Source organism: Mycobacterium sp. E796 (assembly GCF_001672815.1).
Lineage (GTDB): Bacteria > Actinomycetota > Actinomycetes > Mycobacteriales > Mycobacteriaceae > Mycobacterium.
Map to the genome: position 1 here is coordinate 1 of NZ_LZKK01000259.1, position 21,371 is coordinate 21,371.

Annotated in this window: 23 protein-coding genes; 2 read left to right on the plus strand and 21 right to left on the minus strand. The window is 70.0% G+C overall.

Annotation, left to right across the window (positions count from 1 at the left end):
- From A5706_RS19680 to A5706_RS19725, 10 genes are all read right to left on the minus strand, one after another.
- The coding region (locus tag A5706_RS19680; RefSeq protein ID WP_231985362.1) for an acyl-CoA thioesterase II at window positions 1–439 on the minus strand (439 nt) is incomplete at its 3' end.
- An 11-nt stretch (window positions 440–450) separates the two neighbouring features.
- On the minus strand, window positions 451–1,869 hold the full coding sequence (pyk, locus tag A5706_RS19685) for a pyruvate kinase (RefSeq protein ID WP_068134023.1): 1,419 nt from the start codon (window positions 1,867–1,869) through the stop codon (window positions 451–453).
- Between the two features lie 63 nt (window positions 1,870–1,932).
- Entirely contained in the window at window positions 1,933–2,358 is a 426-nt protein-coding gene (locus tag A5706_RS19690; RefSeq protein WP_068134028.1) for a DUF2752 domain-containing protein, read from the minus strand.
- Complete coding sequence (locus A5706_RS19695) at window positions 2,348–2,740, minus strand: TM2 domain-containing protein (RefSeq protein WP_068134033.1); 393 nt, start codon at window positions 2,738–2,740, stop codon at window positions 2,348–2,350. Before A5706_RS19695 ends, A5706_RS19690 begins: the two co-directional genes overlap by 11 nt.
- An 81-nt stretch (window positions 2,741–2,821) precedes the next feature.
- Window positions 2,822–4,588: a prolipoprotein diacylglyceryl transferase gene (locus A5706_RS19700; protein ID WP_068134035.1), complete on the minus strand. Its 1,767-nt coding sequence runs from the start codon at window positions 4,586–4,588 to the stop codon at window positions 2,822–2,824.
- Window positions 4,585–5,400 carry a tryptophan synthase subunit alpha gene (gene trpA / locus A5706_RS19705; protein ID WP_068134038.1) on the minus strand — a complete coding sequence of 272 codons (816 nt, stop codon included), beginning with the start codon at window positions 5,398–5,400 and terminating at the stop codon, window positions 4,585–4,587. Before trpA ends, A5706_RS19700 begins: the two co-directional genes overlap by 4 nt.
- Window positions 5,397–6,662 carry a tryptophan synthase subunit beta gene (trpB, locus tag A5706_RS19710; protein WP_197517894.1) on the minus strand — a complete coding sequence of 422 codons (1,266 nt, stop codon included), beginning with the start codon at window positions 6,660–6,662 and terminating at the stop codon, window positions 5,397–5,399. Before trpB ends, trpA begins: the two co-directional genes overlap by 4 nt.
- A gap of 33 nt (window positions 6,663–6,695) precedes the next feature.
- A complete protein-coding gene (gene trpC, locus A5706_RS19715; protein ID WP_068134042.1) occupies window positions 6,696–7,514 on the minus strand; it encodes an indole-3-glycerol phosphate synthase TrpC in 819 nt (272 codons plus the stop codon).
- Between the two features lie 99 nt (window positions 7,515–7,613).
- Entirely contained in the window at window positions 7,614–8,273 is a 660-nt protein-coding gene (locus tag A5706_RS19720) for a TIGR02234 family membrane protein (RefSeq protein WP_068134045.1), read from the minus strand.
- Window positions 8,266–9,804, minus strand: a complete 1,539-nt coding sequence (locus A5706_RS19725) for an anthranilate synthase component I (protein WP_068134048.1) — start codon at window positions 9,802–9,804, stop codon at window positions 8,266–8,268. Before A5706_RS19725 ends, A5706_RS19720 begins: the two co-directional genes overlap by 8 nt.
- Window positions 9,805–9,916: 112 nt before the next feature.
- On the opposite strand from A5706_RS19725, the gene A5706_RS19730 reads away from it, so the two are divergent.
- Complete coding sequence (locus tag A5706_RS19730) at window positions 9,917–10,381, plus strand: peroxiredoxin (RefSeq protein WP_068134052.1); 465 nt, start codon at window positions 9,917–9,919, stop codon at window positions 10,379–10,381.
- Window positions 10,382–10,465: 84 nt separating this feature from the next.
- On the opposite strand, the gene A5706_RS19735 is transcribed toward A5706_RS19730, so the two are convergent.
- The 3 genes from A5706_RS19735 to A5706_RS19745 form a co-directional block, all read right to left on the minus strand.
- A complete protein-coding gene (locus tag A5706_RS19735; protein ID WP_068134054.1) occupies window positions 10,466–11,569 on the minus strand; it encodes a calcium:proton antiporter in 1,104 nt (367 codons plus the stop codon).
- A 64-nt stretch (window positions 11,570–11,633) separates the two neighbouring features.
- A complete protein-coding gene (locus A5706_RS19740; protein WP_068134057.1) occupies window positions 11,634–12,458 on the minus strand; it encodes an SAM-dependent methyltransferase in 825 nt (274 codons plus the stop codon).
- A gap of 7 nt (window positions 12,459–12,465) precedes the next feature.
- Complete coding sequence (locus A5706_RS19745; protein WP_369831914.1) at window positions 12,466–13,323, minus strand: helix-turn-helix domain-containing protein; 858 nt, start codon at window positions 13,321–13,323, stop codon at window positions 12,466–12,468.
- A gap of 56 nt (window positions 13,324–13,379) precedes the next feature.
- On the opposite strand from A5706_RS19745, the gene A5706_RS19750 reads away from it, so the two are divergent.
- Window positions 13,380–14,897 (plus strand): serine/threonine-protein kinase, encoded by a 1,518-nt coding sequence (locus tag A5706_RS19750; RefSeq protein ID WP_068134059.1) that lies wholly within the window; start codon window positions 13,380–13,382, stop codon window positions 14,895–14,897.
- A 61-nt stretch (window positions 14,898–14,958) separates the two neighbouring features.
- On the opposite strand, the gene hisI is transcribed toward A5706_RS19750, so the two are convergent.
- From hisI to hisD, 8 genes are read right to left on the minus strand one after another with little or no spacing between them, the layout of a single operon-like run.
- Window positions 14,959–15,306, minus strand: coding sequence for a phosphoribosyl-AMP cyclohydrolase (hisI, locus tag A5706_RS19755; RefSeq protein WP_068134061.1), 348 nt, complete (start codon window positions 15,304–15,306; stop codon window positions 14,959–14,961).
- Entirely contained in the window at window positions 15,303–16,088 is a 786-nt protein-coding gene (gene hisF / locus A5706_RS19760) for an imidazole glycerol phosphate synthase subunit HisF (protein WP_068134064.1), read from the minus strand. The genes hisI and hisF overlap by 4 nt, the downstream gene beginning before the upstream one ends.
- A 1-nt stretch (window position 16,089) precedes the next feature.
- Window positions 16,090–16,902 (minus strand): inositol monophosphatase, encoded by an 813-nt coding sequence (locus A5706_RS19765; RefSeq protein ID WP_068134066.1) that lies wholly within the window; start codon window positions 16,900–16,902, stop codon window positions 16,090–16,092.
- 4 nt (window positions 16,903–16,906) lie between these two features.
- Window positions 16,907–17,641, minus strand: coding sequence for a bifunctional 1-(5-phosphoribosyl)-5-((5-phosphoribosylamino)methylideneamino)imidazole-4-carboxamide isomerase/phosphoribosylanthranilate isomerase PriA (gene priA / locus A5706_RS19770; RefSeq protein WP_068134069.1), 735 nt, complete (start codon window positions 17,639–17,641; stop codon window positions 16,907–16,909).
- Window positions 17,642–18,259, minus strand: coding sequence for an imidazole glycerol phosphate synthase subunit HisH (gene hisH / locus A5706_RS19775; protein WP_068134072.1), 618 nt, complete (start codon window positions 18,257–18,259; stop codon window positions 17,642–17,644).
- A complete protein-coding gene (hisB, locus tag A5706_RS19780) occupies window positions 18,256–18,873 on the minus strand; it encodes an imidazoleglycerol-phosphate dehydratase HisB (protein WP_068134078.1) in 618 nt (205 codons plus the stop codon). Before hisB ends, hisH begins: the two co-directional genes overlap by 4 nt.
- Complete coding sequence (locus A5706_RS19785; protein ID WP_068134082.1) at window positions 18,870–20,006, minus strand: histidinol-phosphate transaminase; 1,137 nt, start codon at window positions 20,004–20,006, stop codon at window positions 18,870–18,872. Before A5706_RS19785 ends, hisB begins: the two co-directional genes overlap by 4 nt.
- Window positions 20,003–21,361, minus strand: coding sequence for a histidinol dehydrogenase (gene hisD / locus A5706_RS19790; RefSeq protein WP_068134086.1), 1,359 nt, complete (start codon window positions 21,359–21,361; stop codon window positions 20,003–20,005). Before hisD ends, A5706_RS19785 begins: the two co-directional genes overlap by 4 nt.
- Window positions 21,362–21,371 lie beyond the last annotated feature (10 nt).

The window sequence follows — 21,371 nt, forward strand, 5'->3', positions numbered from 1 at the left end:
TTTCGTAGCCGCGCAACAGCTCGGCGAGCGACGGCTGCGCGTGCGGCGAGGCGACCTGCGGCGGGTCGACGCCGTGCTCGAGGCCGGGGCCGCCCGACATGTAGGAGATCAGCGCCGTGGACAACAGAATCCCGTCCTGCACGGCGTCGACGCGCCGGTTGGCGAAGCGCCGCTCGTCGCGCAGGCGCGTCACGTGGAATTCGATGTCCTTCGTGATGTCGCCCCCGTTGATGAAGTGCACCGAAAGCGCGCTGGGCGGCAGGTCGTCCTGGGCCAGCGTGCGGCTGCTGGCGACGAACGACTGCGCCATGAGCTGGCCGCCGAACGTGCGCATCGGGTTCTTGCTGGGATGGGAGCCGACGAACTGATTTTCGGAGATGCAGTTCAGATCGAGCAGGGCTAGCAGTTCCTCGAAATCGTTGCCAGCCGGCACGGGCACTCCTCAGCTCCTTAGACGTCGTCCTCCCCGATCCGGTGCACATGGATCAGGTTGGTCGAGCCTACTGTGCCCGGCGGCGCGCCCGCGACGATGACCACCAGGTCACCGCGCTTGTAGCGACCGAGCTCGAGCAGCGACTTGTCGACCTGGCGGATCATGCCGTCGGTCGATGTCATCATCGGGACGATGAACGTCTCGGTACCCCAGGTCATCGCGAGTTGGCTGCGCACCTCGGGCCACGCCGTGAAGGCGAGCAGCGGCAGCGGGGTATGCAGCCGCGCCAGCCGCTTGACGGTGTCGCCCGATTGGGTGAACGCGACCAGCGCCTTGGCGTCCAGGCGCTCGCCGATGTCGCGGGCGGCGTAGGAGATCACACCCCGCTTGGTGCGCGGCACGTGCGCCAACGGCGGGGCGGCGGTGGAATTCTCCTCCACCGCGCAGATGATGCGCGCCATCGTGCGGACCGCCGCCAACGGATACTTGCCCACCGACGTCTCACCGGACAGCATCACCGCGTCGGCGCCGTCGAGCACGGCGTTGGCGACGTCGGACGCCTCGGCGCGGGTGGGGCGCGAGCTTTCGATCATCGAGTCCAGCATCTGGGTCGCCACGATGACCGGTTTGGCGTTCTCCCTGGCGATCTGGATGGCCCGCTTCTGCACCAGCGGCACCTCTTCCAGCGGCAGCTCGACGCCCAGGTCGCCGCGGGCCACCATGATGGCGTCGAAAGCCAGCACGATGGCTTCCAGGTTGTCGACGGCCTCGGGCTTCTCCAGCTTGGCGATCACCGGTACCCGCCGCCCGATCTGATCCATCACCTCGTGCACCAGCTCGACGTCGGACGGCGAGCGCACGAACGACAGCGCGACCAGGTCGACGCCCAGGTTCAGCGCGAAGGTCAGATCCTCGATGTCCTTGTCGGACAGGGCGGGGGCGGAGACGTTCATGCCGGGCAGCGACATCCCCTTGTTGTTGCTGACCGGGCCGCCCTCGACGACGGTGCAGACGACGTCGTCGCCGTCGATGGCGTCGACGACGAGCCCAACCTTGCCGTCGTCGATCAGGACGCGGTCACCGACCGCCGCGTCCTTGGCCAACCTCTTGTAGGTGGTCGAGACCCGGTCGTGGGTGCCCTCGCAGTCGGCGACGGTGATGCGGACCGTTTCCCCGTCGGCCCAGAACGTCGACCCCGTCGCGAAGCGCCCGAGCCTGATCTTGGGGCCCTGCAGGTCGGCGAGCACGCCGACGGCGCGGCCGGTGGTGTCCGAGGCGGCCCGCACGCGGTCATAGGCGGCCTTGTGATCGGCGTAATCGCCGTGGCTGAAGTTCATTCGGGCGACGTCCATTCCGGCCTCCACCAGCGCCAGAATCAGCTCGTCAGAGTTGGTTGCAGGGCCAAGGGTGCAGACGATCTTCCCGCGTCTACTCACGGCGACCCAGCATAGTCGTGCGAGGCGCTCGCAGCCCGAGTTAACCCACCCGACGGATTGCGGCTACCCGCTGAGCACGGTCGGCACCAACGGGAAACCCGGAAGATTGCGCAGTACCGTCCAGGCGATCGCCGCGACCACGACGGTCACCACCGCGGGGATCGGCAGGGCCGGCCGGCCGTTGCGGCGGCGAAGCAGGATCCATCCGGCCAGCATCGGGATACCGAACAACAGGAAGACGTTGTCGTTGATGGTGGCCATCAGGTCACCGTGCAGCAGGTCGTGCGTCATGCGCAGGCCACCGCAGAGGGGACAATTCCAGCCGGTGAGCCATTTGAACGGGCATAGCGGATACACCGAATTCACGTTGTGCGGGTCGACCAGGCCGACGTAGCCGAGCGCGCCGGCCAGCAACACGCCGGTCCCCGCCGCCGTGGCGGTGCGATGACGATGCGTGCGCCCCGGCGTGCGCGAAGGACTAGGTGCCATCGCGCAGGGGGCGTCCCTGTGAGTCGGGGACGTTGCCGGTCAACATCAGAATCGCGTCGACGATGGGCCAGATCAGTCCGATTCCACAGGTGAGCCAGCCCACCAGCAGCTGTGCGACGCCGATCCCGATGTCACCGATGTAGAAGCGGCCGATCCCGCCGATGCCGAGCAGGCTGAGCAGCTGCAGCAGGCCCGCGACGGTTTTCGATTTGTCCGAAAACGGTTGCCCCGTCACCGGATGCCGGCCAAACGGCGCCGACGGGTCGTAGTAAGGGCCAGCCGCGGGATATTGCGGGTACTGCGGCGGATATCCGGGCTGATATCCCGGCTGCTGCGGCGGCGGGCCCGACGGGGTGGCGTCGTTCCACGGCTGGTCAGTCACGTTTTCAGCATGCCAGATCCGGTGCCCGCCCGCCGAAGAGTTTTGGCCGTCAGCCGCGGCGTCGGCTCCTCAGCCGAAAGCTCAGTCGCCGCCTGGTTGAGCCGGTGTCATCGGCGGGGATTTCGTCGGCGCCGTCTCGGGCTCGGCCTGCTGCTCATCGGCGACCTCCGCGGGCTCGTCCGGCTCCGCCGACTCCGAATCATCTTGCGGCTCTTCGGCTTCGGGCTTGTCGGCCTCCGATTCCTCGGGTTCCGGTTCCTCCTCGGCCTGGGGTTCCTCCCCGGCCTCCGGCTCGAGCTCCTCGGCCTCGGGCTCCTCGACTTCGGCGTCCGCGGCCTCGGTCGCGACGGCCTCATCCTCCGCGGCCTCGGACTCCGCGGATTCACTTTCGACGGCTTCGGCCACGGCGGCCTCCGCGTCCGCGACCTCCGCCTCGTCAGACTCTTCGGCCTCGGCCTCAGCGGTCTCGGGCTCCTCGACGTCGGCCTCGGCCTCGGCACTTTCGGACTCTTCGGCCTCGGCTTCTTCGGCTACTGCCTCGGCCTCCGCGGTCTCAGCCTCCGGGGTTTCGGGCTCGTCGGCTTCCGGCTCCTCGACCTCCGACTCCGCGACCTCGGCCTCGGCAGTTTCGGACTCTTCGGCCTCGGCCGCGTCGGCTTCGGTCTCCGCGGCCTCGGGCTCCGTTGCTTCGGTCTCCGCTACTTCGGCCTCGACGGTTGCCGGCTCATCGACCGTCGGTTCGGCGGCCTCGGCTTTCACGGTCTCGGCCTCGTCGGCTTCTGCCTCGTCGGCCACCATCGGACTCGACCGCCTCCGGGGTATCAGCCGTTTCGTCGCCTTCGCCGCCCCGACGACCCCGGCCACTCCGGCCGCCGCCAGCACCCGAACGCCGGTTATCGGCTCGAGTTCGGGCTCGACTTCCGGCCGGGCTTCTGGCTTAGATTCTGCCTTGGGTTCTGGTGGTGCTTCCTCGTCGCCGTAATCGGTGCCGTGCAGGGTCGCGGGGTCCTCGCGGCCTTTGGGCGCCAGAATGATGTATACGACGGCCCCGATGAATACGAAAGTCGCTGTGAAGACGTTGATCCGGATCCCGGCGATCTGTGTGGCCGTGTCGTTGCGCAGCAGCTCGACGCCAAAGCGCCCGACACAGTAGGCGGCGACGTAAAGCGCGAAGAGCCGCCCATGGCCGAAGTTGAACCGCCGGTCGATGTAGATCAATGCGACGAAAACCAACAGGTTCCAGAGCAATTCGTACAGGAACGTCGGTTGCACGACGAGCGCGACCTGACCCGTCGAGACGCCATCGAGCGAATGCGGGTCGACGTATCCGGAAGGGTCACGCCGGTAGAAGATCTCCAAACCCCACGGCAGCGTGGTGTCCCGGCCGTAGAGCTCTTGGTTGAAGTAGTTTCCCAGCCGACCGATCGCCTGCGCCAATATGATTCCCGGCGCAATAGCGTCGCCGAAGGCCGGCAACGGAATTCCGTGACGCCGGCAGCCGATCCACGCACCGACGGCGCCCAGGGCCACCGCGCCCCAGATGCCCAGGCCGCCGTCCCAGATGCGCAGCGCTGCCATGGAACCGGCGCCACCGGGACCCCAATAGGTCCGCCAGTCGGTGGCCAGGTGATAGAGCCTGCCGCCCACCAAGCCGAACGGCACGGCCCACAGCGCGATGTCGTAGATTACGCCGCGCTGCCCGCCGCGTGCCTCCCAGCGCCGGTCGCCGATCATCAGTGCCGCCACGATGCCGGCGATGATGAACAGGGCATAGGCGCGAATGGGCAACGGCCCCAGGTGCCACACGCCCTGCGGCGGGCTGGGGATGTAGGCGAGCAGGTGCGTCACGAGGCGCCCGCCCTGAGCCGCACACCGGCGGCCAGCTCCGCCGTCAGCGCGCGCAACGCGGGCAATCCGCCGTCTCCCAGCGCCGACACCAACGCCGAGCCGACGATCACGCCGTCGGCGTAGCTGCCGATTTGGGCGGCCTGCTCCCGGGAACGCACCCCGAGGCCGACGCCGACGGGAATGTCGGACACCTCCTTGACCCGGCGCACCAATTCGGGCGCCGCCTGCGACACCGCGTCACGCGCGCCCGTCACCCCCATGGTCGAAGCGGCGTAGACAAACCCCCGCGACGCCTCGACCGTCGTGACCAACCGCTGCGGGGTCGAGGACGGCGCCACCAGGAAAATGCGATCCAACCGATGCTCTTCGGACGCCGCCAGCCACTGCCCGGCTTCGTCGGGAATGAGGTCGGGGGTGATCAGGCCGTGCCCGCCCGCCCCAGCCAGGTCGCGTGCGAACGCGTCAACGCCGTAGCGCAGCACCGGGTTCCAGTACGTCATCACCACCGCACGCCCGCCGGCCGTGCTGATCGCCTCGACGGCGGCCAGCGTGTCGCGGACCCGCACTCCCCCGTGCAGCGCTGCCTCGGTGGCCCGGGCGATGGTGGGGCCGTCCATCCCGGGATCCGAATACGGCACGCCGACTTCGATGATGTCGCAACCGGATTCGACGAGGGCGATCATCGCTTCCAACGAAGTGGGCACGTCGGGGTAACCGGTGGGCAGGTAACCGATCAGCGCCGCGCGATTGTCCTTACGGCAGGCATCGAAGGTCGGCCCCAGCCGGCTTGCTTGGCTCTGTTCGACCGTCACTTTTCGCCGGACCCCAACAGACCGAACCACTTCGCGGCCGTCTCGACGTCCTTGTCGCCGCGCCCCGACAGGTTCACGACGATGACCGCACCCTTACCGAGCTCGGCGCCGAGCTTGACGGCGCCGGCCACCGCGTGCGCGGATTCGATGGCGGGGATGATGCCCTCGGTGCGGCACAGCAGCCGGAATGCGTCCATCGCCTCGGCGTCGGTGATGGGCCGGTATTCGGCGCGTCCCGTCTCCCTTAGCCACGCGTGTTCGGGGCCCACGCCCGGGTAGTCCAGACCGGCTGAGATCGAATGGGATTCGATGGTCTGGCCGTCCTCGTCCTGCAGCAGGTAGGAGTACGACCCCTGGAATGCCCCCGGGGAACCGCCGGTGAACGTCGCCGCGTGCCGGCCGGTCTCGACGCCGTCCCCGGCCGCCTCGAACCCGACGAGCCGCACGCCGGGATCGTCGATGAAGGCGTGGAAGATCCCGATGGCGTTGGATCCGCCGCCGATGCACGCGGTGACCGCGTCGGGTAACCGGCCGGCCTGCGCCTGGATCTGAGCGCGGGCCTCCAGGCCGATGACGCGCTGAAAGTCGCGGACCATGGTCGGGAACGGGTGTGGGCCGGCGGCGGTGCCGAAGCAGTAGTAGGTGTTGTCGGCGTTGGTGACCCAGTCGCGGAACGCCTCGTTGATGGCGTCCTTGAGCGTTTGCGAGCCGCTGTCGACGGAGACCACCTCGGTGCCCAGCAGCCGCATCCGCGCCACGTTGAGCGCCTGGCGCGCGGTGTCGACGGCGCCCATGTAGACCACGCAGTCCAGCCCGAGCAATGCGCACGCGGTGGCGGTGGCCACGCCGTGCTGGCCGGCGCCCGTCTCGGCGATCACCCGGGTCTTGCCCATCCTCTTGGCCAGCAGAGCCTGGCCCAGCACATTGTTGATCTTGTGAGAACCGGTGTGGTTCAAGTCTTCTCGCTTGAGGAAGATCCGCGCCGACCCGGCGTGCTCGGACAGCCGGGTGGCCTCGTACAGCGGCGAAGGCCGGCCCGCATAGTTGGCCTGCAGGTCGTCGAGTTTGTCCAGGAAGTCGGGGTTGACGCGTTCCTTTTCGTAGGCGGCGGTGACTTCCTCGATCACCGCCATCAGCGCCTCGGCGACGTAGCGGCCGCCGTACACGCCGAAATGACCACCCGGATCGGGGTCGTGGCGGGTGGGTTCGGCGATGGCCGCACTCGAAAGCGGAAGCTCCGGGCGGGACAGGTCTACCATCACCAATTCTCGACGCGGGGACGGCTCATCGGCGTCCTAGCGAGACGGTTTCGGGCAGGACGGGTGGGTGCCTGCGGTGACCAGATCGGCGACCGCCGCGCGGGGGTCACCGGCCTTGACCAGACCTTCACCGACCAGCACGGCGTCGGCGCCGGCGCCGGCGTAGGCAAGCAGGTCCGCGGTGCCGCGGACGCCGGATTCGGCGATCCTGATCACGTTGCTCGGCAGCCCCGGAGCGATGCGCGCGAAGCAATCCCGATCCACATTCAGCGTCGTGAGATCGCGCGCGTTCACGCCGATCACGTTGGCGCCCGCCTTCAAAGCCCGGTCGGCCTCTTCCTCGGTGTGCACCTCGACGAGCGCGGTCATACCGAGCGATTCGGTGCGGTCGAGCATCGACACCAGCGCCGACTGCTCCAGCGCGGCGACGATGAGCAACAGCATGTCCGCGCCGTGCGCACGCGCCTCGTGGATCTGATAGGGCTGCACCACAAAGTCTTTGCGCAGCACGGGAATTGAGACCGCGGCGCGCACCGCGTCGAGGTCGTCGAGCGAGCCGTTGAAACGCCGTTCCTCGGTCAGGACGCTGATGATGCGCGCGCCGCCGTCTTCGTAGGCCCGGGCCAGCTTGGCCGGATCGGCAATCGGCGCTAGCGAACCCGCCGACGGGCTGGCGCGCTTGACCTCAGCGATGACGCCGATACCGGGCTCGCGCAACGCTGCCATGACGTCCAAGGGCGGTGGCGCCGCGGCGGCGGCCGCTTTGATCTCGCTCAGGCTGACAACGGCTTCGCGCGCGGCAACGTCGGCTCGGACTCCCTCGAGGATGGAGTCAAGCACGGATGCCGGACTCATGCCTGTCGTTCCCTTCCCACTGCCATCCCAATGTCACTCGGTTACTCAGCCGATTTCGATGACGTCAATGAAGGGTAGCGACCGTCGCCTCACGGCTCATCACCGACCCTCGCTGTCCGACCCACCGGCCCGATCGGTCGGGTCGTGTCCCTCGTCAAGCGCATCCCAAATCATCCGCTCCGACATCTCCGGCTGCTGCTGCCCCTCCAGCATCGCCCCGCGATCGGTTTCGCGTAGCGCATTCGATCGGCGGGTCGCGGGCGCCGCGTATTTCGTTGCCTTCTCGCGCGGCAGCCCACCGGACCGCATCAACAAGACGGCCGCGATCAGCGTGCACACGGCGGCGGCCACCGCGACCCCGGCGCCGACGTACCGCCGTTCGCTTCCGACCAGGAACATCAGCGGGACATGCGCCAGCTCGGCGCCGCGCGCGGCCACCTCCGGAAGCACCCACAGGCTGATCCCCAGGTAGCCGACCGCCAGGCTGGCCGCGGCCAGCAGCACGGCCAGGATCCGCAGCGGCCAGCCCCGCACCGCGAGCGCCGCGACGGCGGTGGCCAGCATCAGCAGCGCCAACGGCAGCAGCGCCGTCGACCAGGAGCCGCCGGACAACGTCACCTGTTTCGGGGGGCCCAGCCCGTCGAAGGAGCGGATCACCACCCACGGCAGCCGCGAGGCCACCCACAGCGCACCCGCGGCCACCACCAGCAGCAGCTGGGCGATGACGATCGTGAGGCGGGCCCGGCGGGAATCAGCCATCGCGGCCCGACGGCGGAGCCGTCAGCGTCTCGGCGGCCGCGATCGCGTTGAGCACCGCCCGCGCCTTGTTGGAGGCCTCGGTGTACTCGTAGGGGCCGTTGGAATCGGCCACCACCCCGCCGCCGGCCTGAACGTACGCGGTGCCGTCGCGCATCAGCGCGGTGCGGATGGCGATCGCGAAGTCGGCATTACCGGCGAAGTCGAGGTAACCGACCACTCCGCCGTAGAGGCCGCGGCGGGTCTTCTCCACCTCCTCGATGAGCTCCATCGCCCGCACCTTGGGCGCGCCCGAGAGGGTGCCGGCCGGGAAGCATGCCGTCACTGCGTCCAGCGCGGTGCGGCCCTCGCCGAGCATCCCGGTGACCGTCGACACCAGGTGCATGACGTGGCTGTAGCGCTCGATGTGGCTGTAGTCGTCGACGCGGACGGTGCCGGGGGTGCAGACCCGGCCGAGGTCGTTGCGGCCCAGGTCGACGAGCATCAGGTGCTCGGCGCGTTCCTTGTCGTCGGCCAGCAGTTCCTTTTCCAGCAGCTGATCCTCTTCGTCGGTGTCGCCGCGCCAGCGGGTCCCGGCGATGGGGTGCGTGGTGGCCCAGCCGTCGGCGACGGTCACCAGCGCCTCCGGGCTGGACCCGACGATCGAAAAGTCCGTTGCCCCAGCGCTATTGGGCACGTGCATCAGATACATGTATGGGCTCGGATTGGTGGCCCGCAGCATCCGGTACACGTCGATGGGATCGACGTCGGTGTCCATCTCGAAACGCTGCGAGGGAACCACCTGGAACGCCTCGCCCGCCGCGATCTGCTCGACGAGGTAGTCGACGATCTTGCCGTATTCCTCGACCGTGCGCTGCGAGCGGTGGCGCGGTTCGGGCCTGGCGAACGTGGCGACGGTCGACGGCAGCGGCTGGCCCAGCGCGGCGGTCATCACGTCGAGGCGGGCCACCGCGTCGTCGTAGGCCTCGTCGACGCGCTCGTCGGTGCCGTTCCAGTTCACGGCGTTGGCGATCAGCGTGATGGTGCCCTCGTGGTGGTCCACGGCCGCGATGTCGGTGGCCAGGAGCAGCAACATGTCGGGTAGGTGCAGGTCGTCGACGGCCAGCTCGGGCAGGCGTTCCAGCCGGCGCACCAGGTCGTAGGCGAAGAAGCCGACCATGCCGCCCGACAGCGGCGGCAGCCCGGGCATGGCGGCGGTGGCCAGCAGCTCGAGGGTGGCGCGTAGCGCCCGCAGCGGGTCGCCGCCCGTCGGCGCGTCCTGCGGCACCGCGCCCAGCCAAACCGCTTCGCCGTCGAGCACGGTCAGCGCCGACGGCGCCCCCGCCCCGATGAAGGACCACCGCGACCAGGATCGCCCGTTTTCCGCGGACTCCAGCAGGAACGTGCCGGGTCGATTGTCGGCGAGCTTGCGGTAGGCCGACAGCGGAGTTTCACTGTCGGCCAAGACCTTGCGGGTCACCGGGACCACACGGTGCTCCGCGGCGAGGTGGCGGAACTCCTCCCGTGAGGTGCCGGAGGCGAGGTGGGCGTGCACCGACCCATCTTCCCAGACGTGGGCCGGCGGCCCGCGAGCGTAACGTGGCTGCGATTTCAGGGCCCGCTTTTCGCACTGCCGTTACGCTCGCGGCACGCGTAGCGTGACGCGCATGAAACCTGGTGACACCGTGGACGACTTCGAGCTCCCCGACCAGACAGGAACGCCGCGCAAGCTGAGCGCCCTGCTAGCCGACGGCCCCGTCGTGCTGTTCTTCTACCCCGCGGCGATGACGCCCGGCTGCACCAAGGAGGCCTGCCACTTCCGCGACCTGGCCTCCGAATTCGCCGCCGTCGGCGCCAACCGGGTCGGCATCAGCGCCGACCCCGTCGAGAAGCAGGCCAAGTTCGCCGACCTGCGCAAGTTCGACTACCCGCTGCTGTCGGACACCGAGGGCACGGTCGCCGCTCAGTTCGGCGTCAAGCGCGGCCTGCTCGGCAAGCTGATGCCGGTCAAGCGCACCACGTTCGTCATCGACACCGATCGCACGGTGCTCGACGTGATCGCCAGCGAATTCAGCATGGACACCCACGCCGACAAGGCGCTTCAGACGCTGCGGGCGCGGTCTTCGGCGTAGCGAACCTACCTGTGGCGAGCAGACGCAAAAGCCCCCCGACACGCCGGGCGTCCGGGGGCTTTTGTGTCTGCTCGCGGTGCTTAATCAGGGGATGATCGCCAGGAACACGTAGGCGGCGAGCAACACCAGGTGCACCTCGCCCTGCAGCCGGGTGGCCCGGCCGGGCACGACGGTCAGCATGCTGATCACCACGGTCAGGGCCAGCAGCACCAGCTGGGTGGGCGCCAGGCCGAGCACCAGCGGCCCCTTCAGCCAGATGCTCGCCAGCGCGATGGCGGGGATCGTGAGCCCGATGCTGGCCATCGCGGAGCCGTAGGCGAGATTGAGGCTGGTCTGGATGCGACCGCGGCGGGCCGCTCGCACCGCCGCGAGCGTCTCGGGCAGCAGCACCAGCATCGCGATCACCACGCCGACGAACGACTGCGGGAACCCGGCCGCCGTCACCAGGCGTTCGACGGCCGGCGATTCCTGTTCGGCCAGGCCCACCACCGCCACCAGCGCGACGAGCAGCAGCACCATGCTGACCAGCGCCGCCCGGGCGCTCGGCGGGTCGGCGTGGTTCTCGTCCTCCTCGAAAAGCCGCTTCTGGCCTTTCTGCGCGACGGGCAGGAAGAAGTCGCGATGCCGAACGGTCTGCGTGAACACGAACAGCAGGTACAACAGCAGCGAGATGACCGCCGTGAAGATGAGCTGGCCCGGCGAGAATTCCTTGCCGGGATGGCTGATGGTGAACGCGGGCAGCGCGAGAGTCAACGTCGCCAACGTCGTGAGCGTGGCCAACGCGGCTCCACTGCCCTCGGCGTTGAACAACGTCACGCCGTAGCGCCGGGAACCCCACGACAGCGACAAACCCGCGATCCCGTTGGTGGTGATCATGAACGCGGCGAACGCGGTGTCCCGGGCCAGCGTGGCCGCCTCGTTGCCGCCCGACACCATCAACTCGACGATGAGGGCCACCTCGATGATCGTCACCGCGCCCGCGAGCACCAACGACCCGAACGGCTCGCCGACGCGGGCCGCGACCACCTCCGCGTGCTGGACGGCCGCCAGCACCGCCCCGATCAACAGCACGGCCTGCAGTGCGATCAGCACCGGCCCGAGGTGCTCGCCCCAGGTGGCGGTCAGCACGAAGACGGCAATCACCGGCACCGCTGTGGTCCAGGACACCCAGGACAGCCGTTTCAGCATCGCCCGCCATTCTCGCCGATGACGCGCGCCGGCGCCCGACGGGTGCGCCCGGGTCAGACCGGGTTCATGACTTGGTCGCCGCCACGAAGTAGCCGCGCGGCACGCCCGACACCTCCATCGGGACGACCGGGTGCTCCCAGCGGTGCCACCGACTCCCGGGGTCGGCCACGTCGGTGACGACGGTGGTCCAGCCGCGGCCCTCGACGAGGGCGCCCGGCGTGTCGGTGCCGAACACCCAAGGCGCGCCGAGCCGCCGCATGAATTCCTGCGTCGACTGCAGGAACGGCGCCTCCAGCAGGGTCTGGCCGATCACGTTGTAGAGCAACACGTGCCCCGGGGCCGACAGCGCGTCGATGCGTGCGAACAGGGTGTCGACGGCCGGCGCCTCGATGTACTGAAGCAATCCCTCGACCAGCCACACCGTCTTCGCCGACGACGAATACCCTTGGTGGACAAGCGCTTCCGGCCAGTCCTCGGACAGGTCGATGCCGATCGCGACGCGGCGGCACCGGGGCGTCGCACCGGTCAGTCGCTCGTCCTTGGTCGCGATCACCTGCGGCTGGTCCACCTCGTAGACGGTCGTGCCCGGCCGCCACGGAAGGCGATATGCGCGGGCGTCCATGCCCGCGGCCAGAATCACCACCTGCGACGCGCCGTCGCGCTGGGCGTCGAGCAACGCCTCGTCGAAAAAGCGTGTGCGGATGGCGATCTCCGCCGGCGACTGCCCGGTCGCCGCGACGGCGTCGGCCAGCAACCGCCGACCGTCGTCGCCGGCCAGCCGTTCGGCGAACGGGTCGGTGAAGAGCGGCTCGTCGCGCCCGGCTTCCTCGGCGCGCACCGCCGCCGCGAGCAACCCGGTGGCCGCTACCGCTTGTCTGGTGTTGTCCATACCCCGATCATGGCGTCGCCGGCGCCGGCGGTATTGGATTTTTGTGCCCCTCGGCGGGGACGTGGCTGGGCAGCACGAGCGGCTGCCGACCGTATTGCGTCGGCGTCATCGCGGTGAACGCGCGGAACTCGCGGACCAAGTGCGCCTGATCGAAATAGCCGGTTTCCGCGGCGATGCTCGCACCGCCCGCCGTGCCGGCTCCGAGCTGGCGCAGCGCCGCCTGCAGGCGACGCACCCGCGCGTAGGCCTTCGGCGCCAGCCCGACCTCGGCCCGGAACAGCGCGATCATCCGCTTGGTCGACAGCCCCGTCAGCCGACGCAGTTCGGCCATCCGGACCGACGGGTTGGCCTCGACGGCCGCCAGCGCGGCGGCGACGCCGGGGTCGCGGCGCACGGAGAACCGGGCCCGCGACAGCAAGAAGTCTTCGAGGATGCCGAACCGGGCGGCGACCGACGGGGCGGCGAGCAACCGCTCGTGCAGCTCGCGCCCGCTGCGCCCCCAGATGTCGTCGAGGCCCACGGCGACGTCTTGCAGGTCGCCGAGCGGGACCCCGAGAAACGGAAACGCTCCCCCGGGCCGGAAGTGCACGGCCATGGCGGGTTCGTCGGCCGCGATGTCGGTGACGTACGCCGCGCGGTGCGGGCCGGTTACGACGGCGGGCGGAACGCTCAGACGGGTGTGGCCGTCGGCGGCGTAGAAGTCCAGGCGCTGTCGCCGCCCGACGTCGAAGACGATGGTCACCGCGCCGCGGGGCAGCGCCCGGCTTCGGTAGGTGGGCCCGCGGTGTCGCCAATGCCCGAAGAACTCGACGTGCTCGGCCAGGGGCTGCGCGGGCCGGTACAGCGAGGGTCGGGCCGACACCATTGGCAGCTCCTTGCGATTACGGCTTTGCGTGTCCGCTAGCTCAGTACCATGCTCACATGCCAGAAAGCGGTGCCCGCAGCGCAGGCCTGACGGAGGGGCAGGTTTTCGCCGGGTACACGATCATTCGGCGTCTGGGGACCGGTGGAATGGGCCAGGTGTATCTGGCACAGCACCCGCGGCTGCCGCGCCGCGACGCCCTGAAGATCCTGCCCAGCGAGCTGACCGCGAACGACGAATTCCGGCAGCGCTTCAACCGCGAGGCCGATCTGGCGGCGAGCCTCTACAACGAGCACATCGTCGGCATCCACGACCGCGGGGAATACGACGGGCAGCTGTGGATCTCGATGGACTACGTGGAGGGAACCGACGCGGCGAAGCTGCTGCGGACCCGGTACCCGTCCGGAATGCCGAAAGCCGATGTGGTCGAGATCATTTCGGCCGTCGCGGACGCGCTCGACTACGCCCATTCGCGCGGGCTGCTGCATCGCGACGTCAAGCCGGCCAACATCCTGCTGACCGACGCAAGCCCGCGGCGGCGAGTTCTGCTCGCCGACTTCGGGATTGCCCGCGAGCTGGGTGACATCAGCGGTCTGACCGCGACCAACATGCTGGTGGGCACCACCGCGTACTGCGCGCCCGAGCAGCTGCAGGGCCTCGACGTGGACGGGCGGGCCGACCAATACGCGCTGGGCTGCACGGCGTTCGACCTGCTGGCCGGGTCCGCCCCGTTTCGCCACTCCAACCCGGCGGTGGTCATCACCCAGCACCTGTCCGCACCGCCGCCGAACATCAGCGAGCGCCGGCCCGAGCTTGCCGACCTCGACGGCGCCATCGCCAAGGCCCTGGCGAAGAAACCCGAGGATCGTTATCCGACGTGCGCCGACTTCGCCGCGGCGCTGGGCAGCCAGGTCGGCACCGCCGCGTCGGAGGTGACCGCCGGGCCCACCACGGTCATTCCGGCGCCGACCACGGTGATCCCGAAGCCGAAGAGCGCGCCGCCGCCTGCGCCCAGGGCAGGCGGGCGGGGGCCGGTCGTGGCGATCGCCGCGCTCGTCGCAATCGCGCTGGTCGCCGTGGGCGCCTACTTCGGGGTTCGCGCCCTGGGTACCCGAAGCCACCGGCACAACCCCGCCGCGTCGTCGGCGTCGGCCGCGCCGTCGGGCAACGCCGCTGCAACCCCGGCACCGATCCAGCTCTCCGGCCAGATCACCGATCAGTCGGGCGTGCTCGGCCCGCTCGAGCACGACGCGGTGAACCGCGCGCTCACCAACCTGTACAACGGGCGCGGCACCCGGCTGTGGGTGGTGTACGTGCCGAGCTTCGGCGGCCTCAAGCCGTTCAAGTGGGCCGAAAACGTCATGGTCGCAAATCATTTCACCGATAGCGACGCCATCCTGGCGGTGGCCACCGGTGAAACAGTGTTTTCCTTCCGGGTGCCCAACGCGGCGCTCACCGGAAAGGCCATCGACTTGGAGATGATCCGCCGTGATCGCATCGCGCCGGCCGTGTTCCGCCACGAATGGGCGCGCGCCGCGATCGCCGCGGCCACCGGGTTGGACGTCGCGCCGAGCTGAGTCGATGGTGGCGACCCGCAACGCCCGGCTACGCCGCGTTTGCGATCGCCACTAGGCCCGATCAGTCCTGGGGCCCCAGCAGCTGGTCGGCGTCGAAGCAACTGTGATCGCCGGTGTGGCAGGCGGCGCCGACCTGGTCGACGGTCAGCAGCACGGTGTCCCCGTCGCAGTCCAGGCGCACCGAGTGGACGTGCTGGGTGTGGCCCGAGGTTGCCCCCTTGATCCACTGTTCGCCCCGGGATCGCGAATAGTACGTGGCCTCACGGGTTTCCAGGGTCCGGGCCAGCGCATCGTCGTCCATCCAGGCGACCATGAGCACGTCGCCGCTGCCGCGCTCCTGCACCACGGCGGTGACGAGCCCTTCGGCGTTGCGCTTCAGCCGCGCTGCGATCTTCGGGTCGAGCGTCATCGGACCGTGATCTGTTCTGCCGCCATCGCGGCCTTCACCTGCCCGATGGTGAGTTCGCGGAAGTGAAAGACGCTGGCCGCCAAGACCGCATCCGCACCGGCGGCGACCGCGGGCGCGAAGTGATCCACCGCTCCGGCGCCGCCGCTGGCGATCACCGGCACCGTGACGGCCGCACGGACGGCGCGCAGCATCGGCAGGTCGAAGCCCGCCTTGGTGCCGTCGGCGTCCATCGAGTTGAGCAGGATCTCCCCCACCCCGAGTTCGGCGCCGCGGGCCGCCCATTCCACGGCGTCGATGCCGGTGCCGCGGCGCCCGCCGTGGGTGGTGACCTCCCAGCCCGACGGCGTCGGCGCCGATCCGGCGGGCACCTTGCGGGCGTCGACGGACAACACGATGCACTGGGAACCGAATTGCGTTGCCATTTCGGCGAGCAGGTCGGGCCGCGCGATCGCGGCGGTGTTGACGGAAACCTTGTCGGCGCCCGCGCGCAGCAACGTGTCGACGTCGGCCACGGTGCGCACCCCGCCGCCGACCGTGAGCGGGATGAACACCTGCTCGGCGGTGCGGCGCACCACGTCGAGCATGGTCGCCCTGCCCGACGACGACGCCGTCACGTCCAGGAAGGTCAGCTCGTCGGCGCCTTCGGCGTCGTAGGCCGCGGCCAGCTCGACCGGATCGCCGGCGTCGCGGAGGTTTTCGAAGTTGACGCCCTTGACCACCCGGCCGGCGTCGACGTCCAGGCACGGGATCACGCGCACGGCAAGGCCGGTACCCGCATACATCTCAGTAGTCCTCCGGATCGCCGACGGCGCGCAGGATCTCGATGACCTCGCCGTGCGCGCCGGGCGCCGCGGCCAGCACCGAGTCGGATGCGGGCGTCCACGGTTTGCCGGCCAGGTCGGTGACGATGCCGCCGGCGGACCTCACCTGCGCCACCCCGGCGGCGTGATCCCACACGTGTCCGCCGAAACTTATTGCCGCGCCGAGTATTCCGTCGGCGACGTAGACGAGGTCGATGCCGGTGGAGCCGTGCATGCGCAGCCGCGACGAGACCCGACTCAGGTTCTCCAGCAGGGCAATCCGGTAGCGCCCCGGGAACCGGCCGCGCGAGTCGGCGCTGAACGTTCCGACCGCGAGGAGGCTGTCGGCGAGCTGCGTGGTTTCCAGAGATGGTTGCGGCGCACCGTTTTTGACCAGCGGGCCGCCCGCGACGGCGGTGTAGCGCTCGCCGACGAACGGCAGCCAGGTCAGGCCCGCGACCGGCTCGCCGTCGTGGAGCAGGGCCAGCAGGATCGCGGCCATCGGCGACCCGGCGGCGTAATTGAACGTGCCGTCGACGGGATCCAGCACCCACACCCACGGCGAGTCCACGTCGGTGCCGCCGAATTCCTCGCCGTGCACGCCGATCCCCGTGGTGGCCTGCAGCGCGGTGACGACCTGGCGTTCGATCGCGAGGTCGATCTCGGTGGCGAAGTCGTTGCCCTTCTTGGCAACCGCGGAATCGGCGCGGTGGCCCTCGAGGAAGCGCGGCACCGCGGCGTCGAGGATGACCGACGCCTTGTCGACCAAGGGCGACACCATCGCGTTGAGGTCCATGCGGCTACGCCCTCACCGCGGCCAGGGCCTGCGGCAGGGTGAACCGCCCGGCGTACAGCGCCTTGCCCACGATGGCGCCCTCGACCCCGCGGTCGGTGAGCGTGGTGATGGCGCGCAGGTCGTCCAGGCTCGACACGCCGCCCGACGCGATCACCGGGGCCTCGGTGCGGTCGGCCACCTCGCCCAGCAGCTCCAGGTTGGGCCCGCCCAGGGTTCCGTCCTTGGTGACATCGGTGACCACGTACCGCGAACACCCTTGGCCGTCAAGGCGTTCCAGCACTTCCCAGAGGTCGCCGCCGTCGGTCTCCCAACCACGCCCGCGCAGCCGATGCCGGCCGTCAACGATCTGCACGTCGAGCCCGACGGCCACCTTGTCGCCGTGTTCGGCGATCGCCCGCGCGCACCATTGCGGGTTCTCCAAAGCGGCCGTGCCGAGGTTGACCCGCGCGCAACCGGTGGCCAACGCGGCGGCGAGCGAGTCGTCGTCGCGGATCCCGCCGGACAGTTCCACCTGCACGTCGAGCTTGCCCACCACCTCGGCGAGCAGCTCACGGTTGGAGCCGCGGCCGAACGCGGCGTCCAGGTCGACCAGATGGATCCACTCGGCGCCGTCGCGCTGCCAGCCCAGCGCGGCGTCCAGCGCCGAGCCGTACTCGGTTTCGCTGCCGGCCTTGCCTTGCACCAGGCGCACGGCACGGCCCTCGACCACGTCGACGGCCGGTAACAGAATCAATGGCATTTACAGTCCCTCAACCCAATTGCTCAGCACGGCCGCTCCGGCGTCGCCGCTCTTCTCCGGGTGGAATTGGGTGGCGGACAGGGGCCCGTCCTCGACCGCGGCCAGGAACGGCACCTGGTGCGTCGCCCACGTCAGCAACGCCTCGTCCGAACCCTCCCAGCGCTGCGCGGCGTAGGAGTGCACGAAGTAGAACCGGGCCAGGGCGTCCAGCCCCTTGAACAGCACGCTGCCGGGCGCGGCTTTCACGACGTTCCAGCCCATGTGCGGGACCACCGGGGCGTCCAGCCGCGTGACGGCCCCCGGCCACTGCCCGCAGCCCCTGGTCTCGACCCCGAATTCCACCCCGCGGGCGAACAGGATCTGCATGCCCACGCACACGCCCAGCACGGGGCGCCCGCCTGCCACCCGCTCGGCGATGATGCGGTCTCCCCCGACCTTCCGCAGGCCCGTCATGCACGCCTCGAAGGCACCGACCCCCGGCACCACCAGCCCGTCGGCGGCCGCCGCGGCGCCCGCGTCGGCGGTCACCTCGACCGACGCGCCGACCCGCTGCAGCGCGCGTTGCGCCGACCGCAGGTTGCCCGAGCCATAGTCGAGCACCACGATTGATTTCGTCACAGAACACCCTTGGTGGACGGCACGCCCGACACCCGGGAATCGAGCTCGACGGCCTGACGCAGCGCGCGGGCCACCGCCTTGTACTCGGCCTCGGTGATGTGGTGCGGGTCGCGGCCGTACAGGACGCGCACGTGTAGCGCGATGCGCGCGTTGGAGGCCAGCGTCTCGAACACGTGCCGGTTGACGACGGTGTGATACGGCACCGAGCTGCCGGTGATCGTGGTGTGCTGCAGGTGATCCGGCTCGCCGGTGTGCACGCAGTAGGGACGCCCGGACACGTCGACCGCGGCGTGGGCCAGCGCCTCGTCCATCGGGATGAAGGCGTCCCCGAAGCGCCGGATGCCCTTCTTGTCGCCCAGCGCCTGCCCGAGCGCCTGGCCCAGCGCGATGGCGGTGTCCTCGATGGTGTGGTGGCCCTCGATCTCGGTGTCGCCCTTGGTGCGCACGGTCAGGTCGAAGCTGGCGTGGCTGCCCAGCGCCGTCAGCATGTGGTCGTAGAACGGCACGCCGGTGTCGACATCGACCTGTCCGGTGCCGTCGAGGTCGAGCTCGACGACGATGTCGGATTCCTTGGTGCGCCGTTCGATTCGCGCGCGGCGTGCTTCGGTGCTCACGGGGCTCCTACTGAGGTGGCTGGGGCCAGTTCCGTGGCTGCGATCTGGGCGCTGGCCCGCAGGAAGGCGTCGTTCTCCTCGGCCAGGCCCGTCGTGGCGCGCAGGTAGCCGGGGATGCCGACGTCGCGGATCAGCACGCCGGCGTCCAGGTAGCGCTGCCAGGTGGCCGGAGCGTCGGCGAATTCGCCGAACAGCACGAAGTTCGCATCGCTGGGGATGACCCGAAAACCCATGCCGCTCAACGCCGTTGTGACCCGTTCCCGTTCGGCGATCAGGGTGGCGACGCTGCCCAAGGTGTCGTCGGCGTGCCGCAGCGCGGCGCGGGCCGCGGCCTGGGTGACCGACGACAGGTGATACGGCAGCCGCACCAGCAGCATCGCGTCGATCATCGCCGGTGTGGCGATCAGGTACCCGAGCCGCCCGCCGGCGAACGCGAACGCCTTGCTCATGGTGCGGGTGACGACGAGCTTGGTCGGATACTCCCGGACCAACGCCACCGCGCTGGGTTGCGAGGAGAACTCGCCGTAGGCCTCGTCGAGGATCAGGATGCCGGGCACGACGTCGAGCAGCCGCCGCAGATCGTTGAGCGAAACACTTTGCCCGGACGGGTTATTCGGGCTGGCGACGAAAACGACGTCGGGTTGTCGTTCGGCGACGGCGGCGACCGCGGCGTCCACGTCGAGACTGAAGTCGTCGGCGCGCGCCGCCTCGAGCCACTCGGTGCGGGTGCCGTCGGCGATGATCGGGTGCATCGAGTAGGACGGGACGAACCCGATCGCGCTGCGCCCCGGCCCGCCGAACGCCTGCAGCAGCTGTTGCAGGATCTCGTTGGAACCGTTGGCGGCCCAGAGGTTTTCGACGTCGAGCGGGGTCCCGGTCTGGGCGGTGAGGTAGGCGGCCAGGTCGCGGCGCAGTGCCACCGCGTCGCGGTCGGGGTAGCGGTGCAGGTCGACCGCGGCCTCGCGCACCGACCGCACCACGTCGTCCACCAGCGCCTTGGTGGGCGGGTGTGGGTTCTCGTTGGTGTTCAGGCGCACGGGAACATCCAATTGCGGTGCGCCGTAAGGAGATTTGCCGCGCAGGTCGTCGCGCAGCGGCAGGTCGTCCAGTGTGGGGTTTTTGCGTTCGGTCATCGCTCGAACCTCCGCCGGACCGCCTCGCCGTGCGACGGCAGGTCCTCGGCCTCGGCCAGCGCGACCACATGTCCGGACACGTCCTTCAGCGCCGCCTCGGTGTAGTCGACGACGTGGATGCCGCGCAGGAACGTCTGCACCGACAGGCCGCTGGAGTGGCGGGCGCTGCCGCCGGTCGGCAGCACGTGGTTGGACCCGGCGCAGTAGTCGCCGAGGCTCACCGGCGCGTACGGGCCGACGAAAATGGCTCCGGCCGAACGGATCCGGCCCGCGACCGCTGCCGCGTCGGCCGTCTGGATCTCCAAGTGTTCGGCGGCGTAGGCGTTGACCACCTCGACGCCGGCGTCCAGGTCGTCGACCAGGATGATCGCGGACTGCGGCCCGCCGAGCGCGGCCGTCACCCGTTCGCGGTGCACCGTCGTTTGCAGCTGGGCGGCCAGCTCGGTGTCGGTGGCGGCGGCCAGGCTTTCGCTGGGGGTCACCAGCACGCTGCCGGCCATCTCGTCGTGCTCGGCCTGGCTGATCAGGTCGGCGGCCACGTGCGCGGGGTCGGCGGTGTGGTCGGCGAGGATGGCGATCTCCGTCGGCCCCGCCTCCGCGTCGATGCCCACCCGGGAGCGGCACAGCCGCTTGGCGGCGGTGACGTAGATGTTGCCGGGGCCGGTGATCATGTCGACCGGCGCGAGCTCTCGACCGTCGGTGTCGGTGCCGCCGTAGGCGAGCAGGGCGACGGCCTGGGCGCCGCCGACGGCCCACACCTCGTCGACGCCGAGCAGCCGGGCCGCGGCCAGGATCGTCGGGTGGGGCAGGCCATGGAACTGGCCTTGCGAGGCGGCCTGCGGCGGGCTGGCCACCACCAGGGAGCCGACTCCGGCGGCCTGCGCCGGAACCACGTTCATCACCACACTGGACGGGTACACCGCGTTGCCGCCGGGCACGTACAACCCGACCCGCTCGACGGGAACCCACCGCTCGGTGACCGTCGCGCCGGGGCCGAGCGTGGTCGTGACGTCGGCGCGGCGCTGGTCGGCGTGCACGGCGCGGGTGCGCTCGATCATCACCCGCAGCGCCTCGGCTACCGCGGGGGCCAAATCGGCCAGTGCCTGGTCGAGCGCCGCGGCGGGCACCCGGACGGCCGGGGGCCGCACCCCGTCGAAGGAGGCGCCGTAGTCCAGCGCCGCCTCGGCCCCGCCGTCGGCGACCGCCTCCACGATGGGGCGCACCGTGGGCAGCACGCTGTCCACGTCGGCGCCGCCGCGCGGTAGCGCCGCCCGCAGCCGAGCAGCCGTCAGCTGCGCGCCGCGCAGGTCAATGCGGGCGATCGGCGACGGCTGGGTGGGGGTCACGTTCTCCATTGTCCCTGAT

Bases quoted from the DNA above. Each gene is read 5' to 3' on its own strand.
- A5706_RS19785 (WP_068134082.1), bottom strand. From the start codon at position 20,006: ATGACCGAACGCAAAAACCCCACACTGGACGACCTGCCGCTGCGCGAC.
- A5706_RS19735 (WP_068134054.1), bottom strand. From the start codon at position 11,569: ATGCTGAAACGGCTGTCCTGGGTGTCCTGGACCACAGCGGTGCCGGTG.
- A5706_RS19765 (WP_068134066.1), bottom strand. From the start codon at position 16,902: ATGGACCTCAACGCGATGGTGTCGCCCTTGGTCGACAAGGCGTCGGTC.
- hisI (WP_068134061.1), bottom strand. From the start codon at position 15,306: ATGACGCTCGACCCGAAGATCGCAGCGCGGCTGAAGCGCAACGCCGAA.
- A5706_RS19745 (WP_369831914.1), bottom strand. From the start codon at position 13,323: ATGGTGTCGGCCCGACCCTCGCTGTACCGGCCCGCGCAGCCCCTGGCC.
- A5706_RS19750 (WP_068134059.1), top strand. From the start codon at position 13,380: ATGCCAGAAAGCGGTGCCCGCAGCGCAGGCCTGACGGAGGGGCAGGTT.
- hisD (WP_068134086.1), bottom strand. From the start codon at position 21,361: ATGGAGAACGTGACCCCCACCCAGCCGTCGCCGATCGCCCGCATTGAC.
- priA (WP_068134069.1), bottom strand. From the start codon at position 17,641: ATGCCATTGATTCTGTTACCGGCCGTCGACGTGGTCGAGGGCCGTGCC.
- hisF (WP_068134064.1), bottom strand. From the start codon at position 16,088: ATGTATGCGGGTACCGGCCTTGCCGTGCGCGTGATCCCGTGCCTGGAC.
- A5706_RS19720 (WP_068134045.1), bottom strand. From the start codon at position 8,273: ATGGCTGATTCCCGCCGGGCCCGCCTCACGATCGTCATCGCCCAGCTG.
- A5706_RS19690 (WP_068134028.1), bottom strand. From the start codon at position 2,358: ATGGCACCTAGTCCTTCGCGCACGCCGGGGCGCACGCATCGTCATCGC.
- A5706_RS19740 (WP_068134057.1), bottom strand. From the start codon at position 12,458: ATGGACAACACCAGACAAGCGGTAGCGGCCACCGGGTTGCTCGCGGCG.
- trpC (WP_068134042.1), bottom strand. From the start codon at position 7,514: ATGAGTCCGGCATCCGTGCTTGACTCCATCCTCGAGGGAGTCCGAGCC.
- A5706_RS19730 (WP_068134052.1), top strand. From the start codon at position 9,917: ATGAAACCTGGTGACACCGTGGACGACTTCGAGCTCCCCGACCAGACA.